The following is a 14,226-nucleotide window of genomic DNA, read 5'->3' as shown; positions in this document are numbered from 1 at the left end:
TGCGCACGGGGGCCGCGGGGTGGACACCGGCCGGACGACTCTCGCTGGCCGGAGCCAACCCTGTGTGACCACTGGTCGTCAAGTGAGCAGCCACGAGCCGTGAGTTGATGCTGCCGCATCGTGATGATCTGTCCGACCGGCCGAACAGTCGTCCCGGCCGCGGGGCGCGCGCGGGCATGCCGCGGCCCCGGCCCGTCTCGCCCGGGCCGGGGTGGTGGGGCCGGTTCCCCCTCAGGGCAGGAGGCCCGTACCGCCCCCAGGGCGGGCCGGGGCCGGGGCAGGCCGGGGCCGTAGCAGGTCAGGCCCGCTGCGCGGGGATCGTGCCGGTCACGGCGGACTTCGCGGCCCTGGCCTCCCTCCGGCGCCTGCGGCGGCTGATCCGGGGCTCCTGGTCGGGGAGCCAGCCGAAGGTGAGGCAGCTGCCGACGACGCCCAGCAGCAGCCCGACGAAGAAGCCGCCCAGGTTGGACGTCACCCAGCTGCCCAGCGAGACCAGCACGCCGATGACCGAGTAGAACAGCCGCTGTGCGGGGTTGCCGAGCACGAGCACGCCGCACAGCAGCATCACCACCGGCAGCAGGTAGCCGGCCAGCCCCTGCATGCCGACGTGCAGGACGACGTCCAGCGACGCCTTGAGGGTGAGCAGGATCTCGGCCCCGCCGAGGGCGAGCAGCAGCCCGCCCCAGAAGGGGCGGCCGGCCCGCCACCGGCGGAAGGCGGGCCGGAGCCCGTCGCGCGGGGCGCCCGGCATCAGCAGCCCGACCCGCTGAAGCCCAGCTTCAGGCCGGGGAGTTTGAACACCCCTGCCGTGGTGGCGTAGTTGGTCTGGCGCAGATTCGCGATGTGCACGGTGTCGGACTGCTGGCTGAACACGCCCTTGGGGCCGCGGCCCTGCGGCCCCGCCTTGTCCAGGGTGCTGGCGTCGTTGCCGATCTCGATGTTGTTGAAGGCCGCGTCGCCCGACAGCTCCGTCGAGTCGGTCGTCAGATCGCTCGCGGTGACCTTCTGGGCGCCGCCGCCGGCCCGGATGACCAGGTTGGTGCCTCCGAGGTCGACGCTCTGGCACAGCTTGGTGAGGGTCGCGTTCTTGATCACCGACGTGATGACCAGGACCTGGCCGCCGGTGTCGCCCGCGTTCGGGCTGTCCTCGGCCATCTCGTCCAGGCCGCCGAACTGCGCGAAGCCGGTGCCGTTCAGTTCGGTCGCGGTGACGGTGAACGGCATGCCGGAGATGGCGAACTGCACACCCAGCGCGCCCTGCGCGGTGAGGACGGCGAGGGTCGCGGCGGCCAGGGTGGCCGGCACCGCCATGACCGCGGCTCGGCGCGCCCGGACCCTTCCGCGCCGCGCGGGGGCGTCGCCCGGGGCGGCGGAGCCGTCCGGTCTCTCGGGGAGGTGCTCGGTGGAGGAGGTGGTCATGTCAGCTCCAGGTGCATGTCGGTGCGGATCGGACGTCGTTGGCGCGCTGTCCTGGCGCGGACACCGACCGCGTGCGCACGTCTCCTCGCGACGTCCGGCCGTCGCAAGGGCTTTCCCGTTACGCCGCAGTAGCCGACCAGGAAGTTACCGGCGGTTACATGAAGGGTCAAGGGAGGTGTGGACACCGAGTGAGGACGGTGTCCCGAAGGTGAGTCCGCCGTGTTCCGAAAGACTCACCCGGCGCACAACTCCCTTACGCTGCCTTGACGTTGGCTCGGCGCCAGGTCTACAACTTCCCTCGTCCCACCGGATCCGTGGCGCCGGATCCGCCGCGCGGCGCCGTCCGCGCGTTCCGCACTCCGCTGCCACCGCACCGCAGCTCGTCGCCCGGCGCGTCCGAACGGGCTTTCCACGCCCGCGTTCCCTCGTACGGCACGGCCGTATCGCCCGGACCGTGACACCAGCCACCCCCCTGCCCGGCCCGGCCGGAGGGCCGACCCGTGCGCGCCCCCCGGCGCCCGCGGCCGGCCGCCGCCGGTCCGTCACGTACGGAGAAGGCGTGACGGCCCGGCGGCGGACGTGCCGGTCTCCCCGACCCCCTCCACCCCACGCCAGCGAAAGAGGTACACCCGCATGCGCACACGCACCCTCGTCACCCTCACCGCCGCCGTCGCCGCCCTGGGGCTGGCCGCCCCCGCCTCGGCGGCCGACACCCCGGTGCTGACCACCGCCGACGGCGCCGCCGTCGAGGTCGGCGCCGTCCTCGACGCGTCCCTGGCCGAGGGCACCGCCGCGACCTTCCGCTCCAGCGCGACCGGCACCAACGGCATCTCGTGCACCTCGTCGGCGTTCTCCGCGACCGTCACCGACAACCCCGCCGCGCCCGGCACCGCCACCGAGTCGCTGAACTCGCACAGCTTCGCCACCAGCGGCTGTTCGGCCAACGTCGTCGGCGTGCTCGGCGTCAGCGGCATCACCGTCGACAACCTGCCCTACACGGCGAGCGTGTCGTCCGACGGCACCCTCACCGTGACGCCGGCGGCGGGCTCCACGCTCCAGTCCACCGTCAAACTGCGCACCCTGCTCGGCACCGTCACCTGCGTCTACCGGGCGCCCGCCCTGACCGGCACGGCGAGCAACGCCGACCACAGCATCTCGTTCACCAACCAGCAGTTCACGAAGGCGTCCGGTTCCTCCCTGTGCTTCGCCAACGCCTTCTTCACCGCGAAGTACGCCCCGGTGACCACGGGAGGCGCCGCCGTCACCGTCAACTGATCACGCACGAGGCCGCGTTCAGCGCCTGCGCAGGCGCAGGGCCAGGGCGGCGCCGCCGGTGAGCACCAGCACCGCGGCGGCGCCGCCCGCGAGCGTGCCCGAGGACGGCCCCGAGCCGGCCGCGGCCGCCGAGGCCGACGGGGTCCGGGCATCCTGCGGCCGCGAGCGCGGAGCCGCGGCGCCGCCGGCGGCCCCCTCGGGGGCGCTTCCGCCCGGCTCGGAAGCCTCGGAAGCCTCGGTGGCCGGGGCGGTCGTCCCCTTGCCTCTGGCCTCGCGTGCCTTGCCCCCCGCCCCGGACGCCTCGCCCCCACCGCTCTGCTCGTCGCCCGTGCGCGCCTTCGCCCGCCGCGCCGGGAACACCACGTCGGAGCAGGAGTAGTAGGTGTCCGGTGTGCTGCTGTTCTGCCACACCGTGTACAGCACGTGCCGTCCCACCCGGTCGGACGGCAGGGTCGCCGAGAAGCGGTAGGCGCCGTCCGTCAGCGCGGGGTCGGTCACCTGCGCGAAGGGCTTCTCCGGCAGGTCGGACCAGGTGAGCGGGCGCCCCGGGTCGAATCCGGGTTTCGTCAGGTACATCCGGAACGTGCCGGCGTGCGGGATCGTCGACGCGTACCGCAGGCCGAGCCGCGCGCCGGGCGCCACCCGGGTCGACGGCCAGTCGGTGCGGGGGAGGTCCAGACCCCGGTAGGCGGGCAGGCCGCCGCTGCACAGCTTCCCGTCCGGGACGACCGCGCGGTCCCGTCCGGCCACGTTCGCCACGCGCAGGTTGTCCCAGGCCGTGAACGGCCCGCCGTTCGCGGCGACGGCCGCCCGGCAGGCCGGCGTGGCGGCCCGCTCACCGCCCTCGGGGGAGCAGGCCACCACCCGGCTCACCGGATCCGTCGGCGCACCGTGCGCCGCGGCCGGCGCCGCCGTCCACAGCGGCAGCAGCAACGGGATGGTCAGGGCGGCGGCGAGCGCCGTGCGCTGGACGGTCGTAGCGAGCATGTCCGGATCTCTCCTCGGCGGGCCGGAGGGTCGGTCATGCAGTACGGGAAACCGGGCCGCCGCGTTCACTTCGCCACGACCCGTTCGAATCGGGCCATTCCCGCTCGATCGCCTTTCACCGAGGGTCGGTTCGCGATCGGATCGAGGGTTTCCCCCGTATCCCGGTGACCGGCCCGTTGCCTAATGTTCGACCACAGCTGACCCACAGGTAACCCCGAACGGGTCCGCCCCCCACCCGCGCCTGGCCGGCCATCGCATCGCTCTCCGCTTTTCGAACCACCCCCCCTCCGCTTCGAGGACGAAGCGACCCCACCGCCGCTCCGCCGCGCCGGAGTCCGGCCACGAAAGGCAACGACCGTGCGTACCTCCCCAGAGCTCAGACGGAAGCTGATGTCCGTCGCCGTCGTCTCCGTCGCCCTGCTGACCGCCGCCCCCGCCTCGGTCGCCGTCGCCCAGGAGTCCGCCCCGCGCCCCGCCGCCGTCCCCGCGGCCCAGACGGAGGCCGCCCCGGGCACTCCCGCCGAGCGCCTCATCGTCGGCTACAAGGCCGGCGCCGGTGAGGCCGCGTCCGACAAGGCCGCCGCCGCCGACGCCGCCGCCAAGGCCGAGAAGACCGGCGAGGACGTCGACTTCCGCCGCCGCCTCGGCACCGGTGCCGCCCTCGTCGACCTGGGCGCCGCCCCCTCCACGTCGTCCGTCGCCGACGTCGTGGCCGCCTACCGGGCCGACCCGCAGGTCGCCTACGTGGTGCCGGACCGGCTGAACAAGCCGACGGCCGTCACCCCCAACGACACCGAGTACGGCAAGCAGTGGGACCTCTTCGAGTCCACCGCGGGCATGAACGTCCCGGGCGCCTGGGACACCACGACCGGCAGCGGCGTCACCGTCGCCGTCATCGACACCGGCTACGTCACGCATTCCGACCTGGCCGCGAACATCGTCGGCGGCTACGACTTCATATCCGACACCGCCGTCTCCGTCGACGGCAACGGCCGCGACAGCAACCCGGCCGACCCGGGCGACTGGTACAACGCGGGCGAGTGCGGCGCCGGCGTCCCGGCCTCCACCTCCTCCTGGCACGGCACGCACGTGGCCGGCACCATCGCGGCCGCCACCAACAACTCCAAGGGCGTCGCCGGCATCGCGTACGGGGCGAAGATCTCCCCGCTCCGCGTCCTCGGCAAGTGCGGCGGCTACGACTCCGACATCATCGACGCCATCACCTGGGCGTCCGGCGGTTCGGTGTCCGGCGTCCCCGCCAACACCAACGTCGCCAAGGTCATCAACATGAGCCTCGGCGGGAGCGGCGCCTGCTCCAGCGCCACCCAGAGCGCCATCAACGGCGCGGTCGGCCGCGGCACCACGGTCGTCGTCGCCGCCGGCAACGAGAACACGAACGCCTCCACCGCCTCCCCCGCGAACTGCTCGGGCGTCATCACCGTCGCCGCGACCAACCGCGCCGGCAGCAGGGCCTCGTACTCCAACTACGGCTCGATCGTCGACATCTCCGCCCCCGGCGGCGAGACCCGGACGACCACCGCCAACGGCATCCTGTCCACGCTGAACTCGGGTACGAAGACGCCGTCGACCGAGAACTACGCCTACTACCAGGGCACCAGCATGGCCACCCCGCACATCGCGGGCCTCGTCGCGCTGATGAAGTCGGCCAACTCCGCCCTCACCCCGGCGCAGATCGAGTCGGCCGTCAAGGCCAACGCCCGTCCGCTGCCGGGCACCTGCTCCGGCGGCTGCGGCGCCGGCCTCGCGGACGCCGCGAAGACGGTCCAGGCCGTCAAGGGCGGCACCTCCACCGGCACCACCTTCTCCAGCACCACCGCCGTCGCCATCCCGGACAACGGGGGCGCGATCGAGTCCCCGATCAGCGTCACCGGCCGCAGCGGCAACGCCCCCTCGGCCCTCCAGGTCGGCGTCGACATCACGCACACCTACCGCGGTGACCTCGTCATCGACCTGATGGCCCCGGACGGCACGGCGTACCGCCTGAAGTCCGCCGCGTCGGACTCCGCGGACAACGTGAACACCACCTACACCGTGAACGCCTCCAGCGAGGTCGCCAACGGCACCTGGAAGCTGCGCGTCCAGGACACCGCGGCGCAGGACACGGGCACGCTGAACGGCTGGAAACTGACCTTCTGATCCCTGCTGTTCTCCTCTGATCCTTCGATCGACTCGTCGACTCGTCGACTATTCGGTCCTTCGATCCTTCGATCCTTCCCTGACGGGAACTCACAACAGGGCGGGGCCACGAGCGGGCGGGCCGGCCGGTGCGGATGGGGCACCGGCCGGCCCGCCTTCATGTCTGCCCGCGGACACCCGCTCCTCGGAAACCGGATGCGCTGTTTCCTGTCGGCGGCCCGGCGAGCTATGCCGGAAGTGCCCCCGAAAACAAGCCCCCCTGCCCGATGAGCGCCGTCTCAGGGTGAGTTATCGTGTGCGGGGGGTAAAAACAAACGGCATGACCCGTTCATTTCCGTCCCGGGAGAGTTCAGCCGATGGCGAGGCAGTTGCGAGCCGAGCAGACCCGTTCGACGATCATCACGGCCGCCGCTGACCTGTTCGACCGCCGCGGCTACGAATCGACCTCCCTCAGCGACATCGTGGAGCACGCCCGCGTCACCAAGGGCGCCCTGTACTTCCACTTCGCGGCGAAGGAGGACCTCGCCCAGGCGATCCTCGAACGCCAGTCGCTCACCGCCCGGCGCCTGGCGACGGAGACCGAGAACCGCGGCCACACGTCGCTGGAGGCACTGATGCGCCTCACCTTCGGCATCACGCGCCAGTCCGTCGACGACCCCGTGCTGCGCGCCGGACTGAGGCTCGCCACCGGAGGCATCCGCCCCCGCCCCCCGCTGAGCCACCCGTTCACCGAGTGGCTGGACATCGTCACGGCCCGGCTCGTCGGCGCGGTCAAGGAGTCCGACGTCCACCCGGACATCGACATCGACGTCGTCGCCCACTCGCTCGTCTGCTTCTTCGTCGGCACGCGCGTGGTGGGACGCTCCCGGGAACCCGTCGCCCGCCAGCCCCGCCGCACGGCCGAGATGTGGACCATACTCATCCGCGGCCTGGTCCCGGTCACCCGCCGCGCCCGCTACCTGAGCCTCGCCGCCCGCCTGGAGCGGGAGATCGCACCCGTGTGACCGGCCCGGCGCACCCCTCGTGCGCGTTACGGTGAGCCCCATGCCCGACACCTCCCGCCCACCCGTGCTCCTCGGCGACCGGCCGGGCTCCTTCCCGCACAGCGTGCTGGCCGAGCGGCACCCCGCCATCATCCGGCAGGTCCGCGAGGCCTTCCCGTACGGACCGGAGCAGCACCGCGCGCTCGACGAGCTGCTCGCCGGCTGCACCGAGGGCCGGATCGAGTCCCTCCCCGCCGACGCGCACGACCGCGCCCTCTGGGAGGACTGGGGACTGCGCGCGTACACCGGACGGTCGTGGTTCGAGGTGCCGTGGCTGTGGTCGGAGAGCTGGTTCTACCGCCGCCTGCTCCAGGCGGTCGGCTACTTCGGCCCCGGGCCCTGGCAGGGCATCGACCCCTTCCGGCCCTTCAAGCAGGCCGAACTCGACTCCGCCGAGACCGACGAGGAACTGTCCGCACTCGACACCCTCGACGCCCGCCCCGCCGACGAGCGGTGGCGCGCCCTGCTGCACGGCTCCCTCTGGGGCAACCGCGCCGACCTCGGCTTCCGCCTGTCGGCGGAGGGCGCCCGGCAGACGGACGCCGTACCCGGTCTCGTCGCCGACGACGGCGACCTGCTGCGGTCGCTGCTCGACGCCCCCGGCGCCCCGGGCCCGCGCACCCTGTGCCTGGTCGCCGACAACGCCGGCCGCGAACTCGTCCCGGACCTGCTGCTCCTGGCCCACCTGCTGGCCACCGGCGGCATCGACCGGGCCGTCCTGCACGTCAAGCCCCACCCGTACTACGTCTCCGACGCCACCACCGCCGACGTGGTCGACGCCCTGCGCCGCCTGACCGGCGCCGGGGGAGCCGCCGCCCGGTACGGACGGCAGCTGTGGTCCGCCCGCGCCGACGGACGGCTCGTCCTGCGCGCCCACCCGTTCTCCTGCGCGCCGCTGCCCTACGAGGAGATGCCCGGCGACCTGCGCGCCGAATTCGCCTCCGCCACGCTGACGGTGTTCAAGGGCGACCTCAACTACCGTCGCCTGGTGGGCGACCGGCTCTGGCCCGCGACCACGCCCTTCACGGACGTCACCGCCTGGTTCCCCGGGCCGGTCGCCGCACTGCGCACCCTGAAGTCCGACGTGATCACCGGCCTCGACGCGGACACCGAGGCCCGGCTGGACGCGACGGAGGGCGCACGCTGGCGCACCGGCGGCACCCACGCCCTGATCCAGGTGCGCGTCCCCGGCTAGCGAACAGCCCACCGGCCGCGACCGGCGCAGGAACGCGGCAGTGCCGGACGGAAGTTGCCGGATCACTCCCGATTCACGCGATGGTGTGATCATGTCCGCGGCCGCGGATGCCGCCCGCGGACCGCGGGTAGCCCCCGGCCATGACGCAGCCGTTCGAGCTCCCGCACTTCTACATGCCGCACCCCGCGCGGCTCAATCCCCATCTCGACCAGGCCCGCGCCCACTCGACCGAGTGGGCGCGCGAGATGGGCATGCTGGAGGGATCCGGCGTGTGGGAGCAGGCCGACCTCGACGCGCACGACTACGGCCTGCTCTGCGCCTACACCCACCCCGACTGCGACGGACCCGCGCTGTCCCTCGTCACCGACTGGTACGTGTGGGTCTTCTTCTTCGACGACCACTTCCTGGAGAAGTACAAGCGCAGTCAGGACCGGGCCGCCGGCAAGGCACACCTGGACCGGCTGCCCCTGTTCATGCCGCTCGACCTGTCGGCGCCCGTGCCCGAACCGGAGAACCCGGTCGAGGCCGGTCTCGCCGACCTCTGGGCGCGCACGGTGCCCGCGATGTCGGAGGACTGGCGCCGCCGCTTCGCCGTGGCCACCGAGCACCTGCTCAACGAGTCGATGTGGGAGCTGTCCAACATCAACGAGGGGCGCATCGCCAACCCCGTCGAGTACATCGAGATGCGCCGCAAGGTGGGCGGCGCCCCCTGGTCGGCGGGGCTCGTGGAGTACGCCACCGCCGAGGTGCCCGCCTCCGTCGCCGGGGCCAGGCCGCTGCGGGTGCTCATGGAGACGTTCTCCGACGCCGTGCACCTGCGCAACGACCTCTTCTCCTACCAGCGCGAGGTCGAGGACGAGGGCGAGAACAGCAACGGCGTCCTCGTGCTGGAGACCTTCTTCGGGTGCACCACCCAGGAGGCCGCCGACACCGTCAACGACGTCCTCACCTCCCGGCTGCACCAGTTCGAGCACACGGCGTTCACCGAAGTGCCCGCCCTGGCCCTGGAGAAGGGACTGCGGCCGGACGAGGTCGCGGCCGTGGCGGCCTACACCAAGGGATTGCAGGACTGGCAGTCCGGCGGCCACGAGTGGCACCTGCGCTCCAGTCGCTACATGAACGAGAACGCCGTGCGCGGCGGCGGCCCCTGGCCGGGCTGCACCGGCCTCGGCACCTCCGCCGCCGACGTGCGCGCCCTGCTCGCCTCGGCCGGAGCCGACCGGACGCGGTCCTACACGCACGTGCCCTACCAGAAGGTCGGGCCGTCGCGGATCCCCGACATCCGGATGCCGTTCCCCCTGCAGCTCAGCCCGCACCTGGACCACTCCCGCGCCACCCTGCACGCCTGGGTGACCCGGATGGGCATCCTCTCCGAGGGCGTCTGGGACGAGGACAAGCTCCGCGCCTACGACCTGCCCCTGTGCGCCGCCGGGCTCGACCCGGACGCCACCGAGGAGGCCCTCGACCTCAGCTCGCAGTGGCTGGCCTGGGGCACCTACGGCGACGACTACTACCCCCTGGTGTACGGCCACCGCCGCGACCTGGCCGCGGCCCGGATCACCACGGCCCGGCTGTCCGACTGCATGCCGGTCGACGGCAGCACGCCACCGGCACCGGTCAACGCCATGGAACGCAGCCTGATCGACCTGTGGTTGCGCACCACCGCCACGATGACGCCCGACCAGCGGCGCACACTCAAGAACGCGATCGACTCGATGACCGAGAGCTGGGTGTGGGAGCTGTCGAACCACCTCCAGAACCGCGTCCCCGACCCGGTCGACTATCTCGAGATGCGCCGCTCGACGTTCGGCTCCGACCTGACGCTGAGCCTGTGCCGGATGGGCCACGGCCCGGCGGTCCCTCCCGAGGTGTACCGCAGCGGCCCGGTCCGCTCCCTGGAGAACGCCGCGATGGACTTCGCGTGCCTGCTCAACGACGTCTTCTCGTACCAGAAGGAGATCGAGTTCGAAGGTGAGATCCACAACGCGATCCTCGTCGTGCAGTCGTTCTTCGGCTGCGACTACCCGACGGGGCTCGGCATCGTGCACGACCTGATGAGCCAGCGCATGCGCCAGTTCGAGCACGTGGTCGAGCACGAACTGCCCGTGCTGTACGACGACTTCCGGTTGTCGGACGAGGCGCGGGCCGCGATGGGCACGTACGTGGACGACCTGCGCAACTGGATGTCCGGCATCCTCAACTGGCACCAGCAGGTGGACCGTTACAAGGAGGCCTGGCTGTCCCGGCGCGCCCACGGCTTCCTGCCCGACCGGCCGCCGGCCGTGCCGGTACCGGCCTTCCACTGAGCGGCCCGGCCCGGGCCCGCCGTCCTGTCGGCTGGCCCGGGCCCGCCGTCCTGCCGGCTCGCCCCGCACCCCCCACGGGTGCGGGGCGAACCGCGTCCGCCCTCCGGCCCTCCGGCCCTCCGCCCCCTCCCTGTCCCGTGCAGGGGCCGCTCAGTCTCACTCGTTCGTGGCTCGTCGGCCGCAGAACCGTTGGGTAGAGCATCTGCCGTGATCGTCCCGCGTCCGCCGGAGGCGATCGGCACCACCCGGAGGCGAGCCATGGAACAGACCGCGCTGCGACCCAAGCCCATGCCGGGCCAGGACCCCGGCGGGGCGCCACCGCGGAAGGAAGGCGGCTCCTCCCGGCCCCGCCCGCACGCCGCCCGGCGGCGCGGGCGGCGGCTGCTGAACGTGCTGTTCGGCGGCTTCGCCGGTGCGGTCCTGGTGCTGTCCGGTGTCGGGCTCGGGGCGATGGGCTCCACGGTGGCCGCCCACGGCGCCTTCCTCGGCCAGCGCGGGCCGCACGCACCGGCCTCCCCGGTCCCCTCACCGTCGCCCGCGGCCTCGTCGCCCGCGGTCCCGTCGCCCGCGGCGGCGACCCTCGGCGTGCAGGTCATGGACGCCCGCGGGCCGGGGGCCGTGGTGGTCGGGCTCCATGTCCCCGGTCCGGCGCAGCGGGCCGGGCTGATCCGGGGCGACGTGCTGCTGACCCTCGACCGGACCCGGATCGACACGGCGGCCGACCTCGTACGCGCCGTCGCGCGAGTGCGCCCCGGCCGCGAGGTGACACTGACCGTGCGGCACCGCAGCGGCGGCTACGAGCAGCTCACGGCCGTACCGGCGGTCGCCGCGTGAGCGTGCTCCGCGGCGGAGGACTCACACGGCGGAGCCGTCCCTCGGGCCGGGACGATCTGCCGCCGGGCGCTACCGCGGGCCTCTTCGGCTGCCCGGGGTGACCGACCGTGGGACGGGCTCTCACCGTGGTGCCTCGGCCCGGTCGGCGACCGGCGACAGGGCAGTGCCTTGTGCGGTTGTCCTGCTCCGGTGCGGGATGATCCGCCGCCGGGAGCACGGGTTAGGGCCCGGACAGCATCCCCGCGTGACCTTTCGGTCCGGTGGGCGAGCGGCCGCAGGGCAGTGCCCTGTGCGGCGCCCCCCGGCCCGACTGCTCGGCGATCCGCCACCGGTGACCGCCGCCTCGCCCGCCGGGCACCGCCGCACCGCCGCACAGGAGGGGCACCGCGGTCGCGTGCGGGTGCCGGGGGTGCCCGTGCGGGTATCGGGGGCGTGCGAGTGGGTATCGGGGGCGTGCGAGCGGCCGGCGGCCCGCCCCGTGCGCGCTTCGAGCCCCTTCCGTACGGCCGGGGCCGGGGGAAAGCCCGCAGACGGCTCGCGCGGCCCCCGTCCGCCGGGCAGGATGCTGCCCGTACCCCTTCGTCCGTCCTGGGAGGCCCGGATGACCGGAAGCACGGCCGCGTCCTTCACCGCCGACGACTACCGGGCCCGCATGGAGCGTGCAGCGCGGTCGGCCGCCGAGGCCGGACTCGCCGGTCTGCTGGTCGCCCCCGGGCCGGACCTGACGTGGCTGACCGGATACACACCCCCCGCCGTCACCGAACGGCTCACCCTGCTGGTCCTCGCCGGGGACCAGGACCCCGTCCTCGTCGTCCCCGCCCTGGAGGCCCCGGACGCGTGCAAGGCGGCCGGCGCCTCGGCCCTTGAGCTGAGCGACTGGACCGACGGCAAGGACCCCTACGCCGCCACGGCCGCGCTGCTCGCCCCGGCGGGCCGGTTCGGGGTGAGCGACAACGCCTGGGCGCTGCACCTGCTGGCCCTCCAGCGGGCCGTGCCCGGCAGCGCCTACGTCTCGCTCACCGAGGCCCTGCCGATGCTGCGGGCCGTCAAGGACGCGGCCGAGCTGGAGCTCATGGCGGCCGCGGGAGCCGCCGCCGACGCCGCCTTCGAGGAGATCCGCACCGTCCCCTTCGCCGGGCGCCGGGAGGCGGAGGTGGCCGCCGACCTCGACCGGCTGCTGCGCCGGCACGGCCACGAGCAGGTGGACTTCACCATCGTCGCCTCGGGCCCGAACGGCGCGAACCCGCACCACGAGGCCGGGGACCGGGTCATCGAACGCGGCGACACGGTCGTGCTCGACTTCGGCGGCCTGCGCCACGGCTACGGCTCCGACACCTCCCGCACGGTGCACGTGGGCGAACCGACCGACGAGGAGCGCCGCGTCCACGACGTCGTGCGCGCGGCTCAGGAGGCCGGCTTCCGCGCGGTGCGGCCGGGCGCCGCCTGCCAGGACGTGGACCGGGCGGCCCGGGCGGTCATCGCGGACGCGGGGTACGGCGAGTACTTCATCCACCGCACCGGGCACGGCATCGGCGTCACCACCCACGAGCCGCCGTACATGATCGAGGGCGAGGAGCAGCCCCTGGTGCCGGGCATGTGCTTCTCCGTGGAACCCGGCATCTACCTGCCCGGCCGCTTCGGCGTGCGCATCGAGGACATCGTGACCGTCACCGAGGACGGCGGGCGGCGCCTGAACACCACCACCCGCGAGCTGGTCATAGTGGAATGACGCCCCCGATGTCCCCACGAAGCCTCCCGAACGGCAACGGCGCGACCATGACCCAGGCACCCACCCCCTCCGCGGACACCGTTCGCCGGCTGGTCCGCTCCCTGCTCAAGGACGGCGGCGGCGGCAAGAAGTCGCGCGGCGAGGAGGGCCGGGGTGGTGCGGCGACCGCGCGGGGCGCCGACCCGGACGTACGGCCCGCCGGCCCCGGCGTCAGACCGGCCGGCCCGGACGCAGGGCCCGCCGGTGAGGCGGTGTCGGCCGCCACCTGGTGGGTCGGCTCCCGTCACGTGCTGCGCCTGGCGCCCGACCGCGAGGCCACCCTTCGCCAGCGCCGCGAGCTGCGGCTGCGCGACCTGGTCCGCCCGCACCTGCCGATGACGGTGCCGGTCAGCGTGGCGACCGGGGAATGGGCGCCGGGGCTGCATTACACCCTCGACACCAAGGTGCCCGGCGGCTCCGCAGAGCGGCACGACGTGTCCGCCGTAGGCGAGGCGGACCTCGCGGCGCTGCTCACCGGCCTGCGCGAGGTGCCCGTCCGGCAGGCCGAGACCCTGGGGGTGCCGCGGGCCGCGCCGCGCTCCCTGGAGGCCCTGCGGCGGGTGGCCGCCCGGGCGGCGCAACGACTCGCCGAGTCCGACGAGTTCGACGCCGCCGGGCTCGACCGGCTCACGGCGCCCGCCGCGGCCCAGCTCGCCGCCCAGCCCGGTTCGGCGGTCCTCACGCACCACGCCCTCACCGCGGCTCACCTGGTGGTGAGCGCCGACGGGCGGGTGCGCGGCGTGCTCGGCTGGGGCGGGGCGGTCGTCGGGGACCCGGCGGAGGACATCGCCGGGCTCGCCGCCGCCGTCGGCTCACCGGCCGCCGTGCGCGCCGCCACCCTCGCCGGGTACGGTGCCCGCCCCTGCCTGCGGGGCCTGTGGCTCGCCCGCTGCGACACCGTCGTCCACCTCGCCGAGGCCCTCACCGGAAAAGCCCTCACCGCAAAGGCCCTTTCCACCGAGGCGCTTTCCACCGAGGACCTCACCACCGAGGGCATCACCGCATTGCGCACCCGCCTGCGCCACGCCTGGGAACCGATCCTGCTGGAACGGGTGACGGACCTGGGAGCCCCCGAGGACGTCCCGTAACGACCCTTGCCGTACGGCGATTTTCGGCCTGATGCGCCGGAACCCCCACCCAACTCCTCCCGCGTCGGGGCGCGTTCGGGTTGCCCGGTTCGGCCGTATTTCTCAGCCTCCATGATCGAAAAGGGAGGGGCCGATTCCTGCCCGTATGACAGGT

The 14,226-nt window shown here is 73.6% G+C and carries 11 protein-coding genes; 8 read left to right on the top strand and 3 right to left on the bottom strand.

Annotated elements, in window-relative coordinates; all coding sequences use genetic code 11:
- Positions 1 to 298: 298 nt before the first annotated feature.
- Both ACZ6ZN_RS05480 and ACZ6ZN_RS05475 read right to left on the bottom strand, forming a co-directional pair.
- Positions 299 to 751 carry a DUF6114 domain-containing protein gene (locus ACZ6ZN_RS05480; protein ID WP_469643232.1) on the bottom strand — a complete coding sequence of 151 codons (453 nt, stop codon included), beginning with the start codon at positions 749 to 751 and terminating at the stop codon, positions 299 to 301.
- Positions 751 to 1,419, bottom strand: coding sequence for a DUF6230 family protein (locus ACZ6ZN_RS05475; protein ID WP_398109686.1), 669 nt, complete (start codon positions 1,417 to 1,419; stop codon positions 751 to 753). Before ACZ6ZN_RS05475 ends, ACZ6ZN_RS05480 begins: the two co-directional genes overlap by 1 nt.
- A gap of 633 nt (positions 1,420 to 2,052) precedes the next feature.
- On the opposite strand from ACZ6ZN_RS05475, the gene ACZ6ZN_RS05470 reads away from it, so the two are divergent.
- A complete protein-coding gene (locus ACZ6ZN_RS05470; RefSeq protein ID WP_469643230.1) occupies positions 2,053 to 2,694 on the top strand; it encodes a Tat pathway signal sequence domain protein in 642 nt (213 codons plus the stop codon).
- Between the two features lie 18 nt (positions 2,695 to 2,712).
- Here the strand turns inward: ACZ6ZN_RS05470 and ACZ6ZN_RS05465 are convergent, their stop codons facing one another.
- Entirely contained in the window at positions 2,713 to 3,681 is a 969-nt protein-coding gene (locus ACZ6ZN_RS05465; protein WP_469643228.1) for a lytic polysaccharide monooxygenase, read from the bottom strand.
- 357 nt (positions 3,682 to 4,038) lie between these two features.
- Here ACZ6ZN_RS05465 and ACZ6ZN_RS05460 point away from each other — a divergent pair, with 357 nt between their 5' ends.
- The 7 genes from ACZ6ZN_RS05460 to ACZ6ZN_RS05430 all read left to right on the top strand — a co-directional run bounded on the left by ACZ6ZN_RS05460 (position 4,039) and on the right by ACZ6ZN_RS05430 (position 14,072).
- Positions 4,039 to 5,838 (top strand): S8 family peptidase, encoded by a 1,800-nt coding sequence (locus tag ACZ6ZN_RS05460; RefSeq protein WP_469643226.1) that lies wholly within the window; start codon positions 4,039 to 4,041, stop codon positions 5,836 to 5,838.
- A 356-nt stretch (positions 5,839 to 6,194) separates the two neighbouring features.
- A complete protein-coding gene (locus ACZ6ZN_RS05455) occupies positions 6,195 to 6,842 on the top strand; it encodes a ScbR family autoregulator-binding transcription factor (protein ID WP_369195256.1) in 648 nt (215 codons plus the stop codon).
- 40 nt (positions 6,843 to 6,882) lie between these two features.
- Positions 6,883 to 8,076 (top strand): damage-control phosphatase ARMT1 family protein, encoded by a 1,194-nt coding sequence (locus ACZ6ZN_RS05450; RefSeq protein ID WP_469643224.1) that lies wholly within the window; start codon positions 6,883 to 6,885, stop codon positions 8,074 to 8,076.
- 140 nt (positions 8,077 to 8,216) lie between these two features.
- Positions 8,217 to 10,382: a germacradienol/geosmin synthase Cyc2 gene (gene cyc2 / locus ACZ6ZN_RS05445; RefSeq protein ID WP_469643222.1), complete on the top strand. Its 2,166-nt coding sequence runs from the start codon at positions 8,217 to 8,219 to the stop codon at positions 10,380 to 10,382.
- A gap of 258 nt (positions 10,383 to 10,640) precedes the next feature.
- Positions 10,641 to 11,216 (top strand): PDZ domain-containing protein, encoded by a 576-nt coding sequence (locus ACZ6ZN_RS05440; protein WP_469643220.1) that lies wholly within the window; start codon positions 10,641 to 10,643, stop codon positions 11,214 to 11,216.
- 601 nt (positions 11,217 to 11,817) lie between these two features.
- Positions 11,818 to 12,945 carry an aminopeptidase P family protein gene (locus tag ACZ6ZN_RS05435; protein ID WP_469643218.1) on the top strand — a complete coding sequence of 376 codons (1,128 nt, stop codon included), beginning with the start codon at positions 11,818 to 11,820 and terminating at the stop codon, positions 12,943 to 12,945.
- 47 nt (positions 12,946 to 12,992) lie between these two features.
- Positions 12,993 to 14,072, top strand: a complete 1,080-nt coding sequence (locus ACZ6ZN_RS05430; protein ID WP_469643972.1) for an aminoglycoside phosphotransferase family protein — start codon at positions 12,993 to 12,995, stop codon at positions 14,070 to 14,072.
- The last annotated feature ends 154 nt before the right edge of the window (positions 14,073 to 14,226 follow it).

Source organism: Streptomyces sp. NPDC053665 (genome assembly GCF_055585285.1).
This window is presented reverse-complemented; position numbering and strand designations above follow the sequence as displayed.

What these genes read in the sequence shown, in the direction of transcription:
- ACZ6ZN_RS05480 (WP_469643232.1), bottom strand. Translation starts at nt 751, where the DNA reads ATGCCGGGCGCCCCGCGCGACGGGCTCCGGCCCGCCTTCCGCCGGTGG.
- ACZ6ZN_RS05475 (WP_398109686.1), bottom strand. Translation starts at nt 1,419, where the DNA reads ATGACCACCTCCTCCACCGAGCACCTCCCCGAGAGACCGGACGGCTCC.
- ACZ6ZN_RS05470 (WP_469643230.1), top strand. Translation starts at nt 2,053, where the DNA reads ATGCGCACACGCACCCTCGTCACCCTCACCGCCGCCGTCGCCGCCCTG.
- ACZ6ZN_RS05465 (WP_469643228.1), bottom strand. Translation starts at nt 3,681, where the DNA reads ATGCTCGCTACGACCGTCCAGCGCACGGCGCTCGCCGCCGCCCTGACC.
- ACZ6ZN_RS05455 (WP_369195256.1), top strand. Translation starts at nt 6,195, where the DNA reads ATGGCGAGGCAGTTGCGAGCCGAGCAGACCCGTTCGACGATCATCACG.
- ACZ6ZN_RS05450 (WP_469643224.1), top strand. Translation starts at nt 6,883, where the DNA reads ATGCCCGACACCTCCCGCCCACCCGTGCTCCTCGGCGACCGGCCGGGC.
- cyc2 (WP_469643222.1), top strand. Translation starts at nt 8,217, where the DNA reads ATGACGCAGCCGTTCGAGCTCCCGCACTTCTACATGCCGCACCCCGCG.
- ACZ6ZN_RS05440 (WP_469643220.1), top strand. Translation starts at nt 10,641, where the DNA reads ATGGAACAGACCGCGCTGCGACCCAAGCCCATGCCGGGCCAGGACCCC.
- ACZ6ZN_RS05435 (WP_469643218.1), top strand. Translation starts at nt 11,818, where the DNA reads ATGACCGGAAGCACGGCCGCGTCCTTCACCGCCGACGACTACCGGGCC.
- ACZ6ZN_RS05430 (WP_469643972.1), top strand. Translation starts at nt 12,993, where the DNA reads ATGACCCAGGCACCCACCCCCTCCGCGGACACCGTTCGCCGGCTGGTC.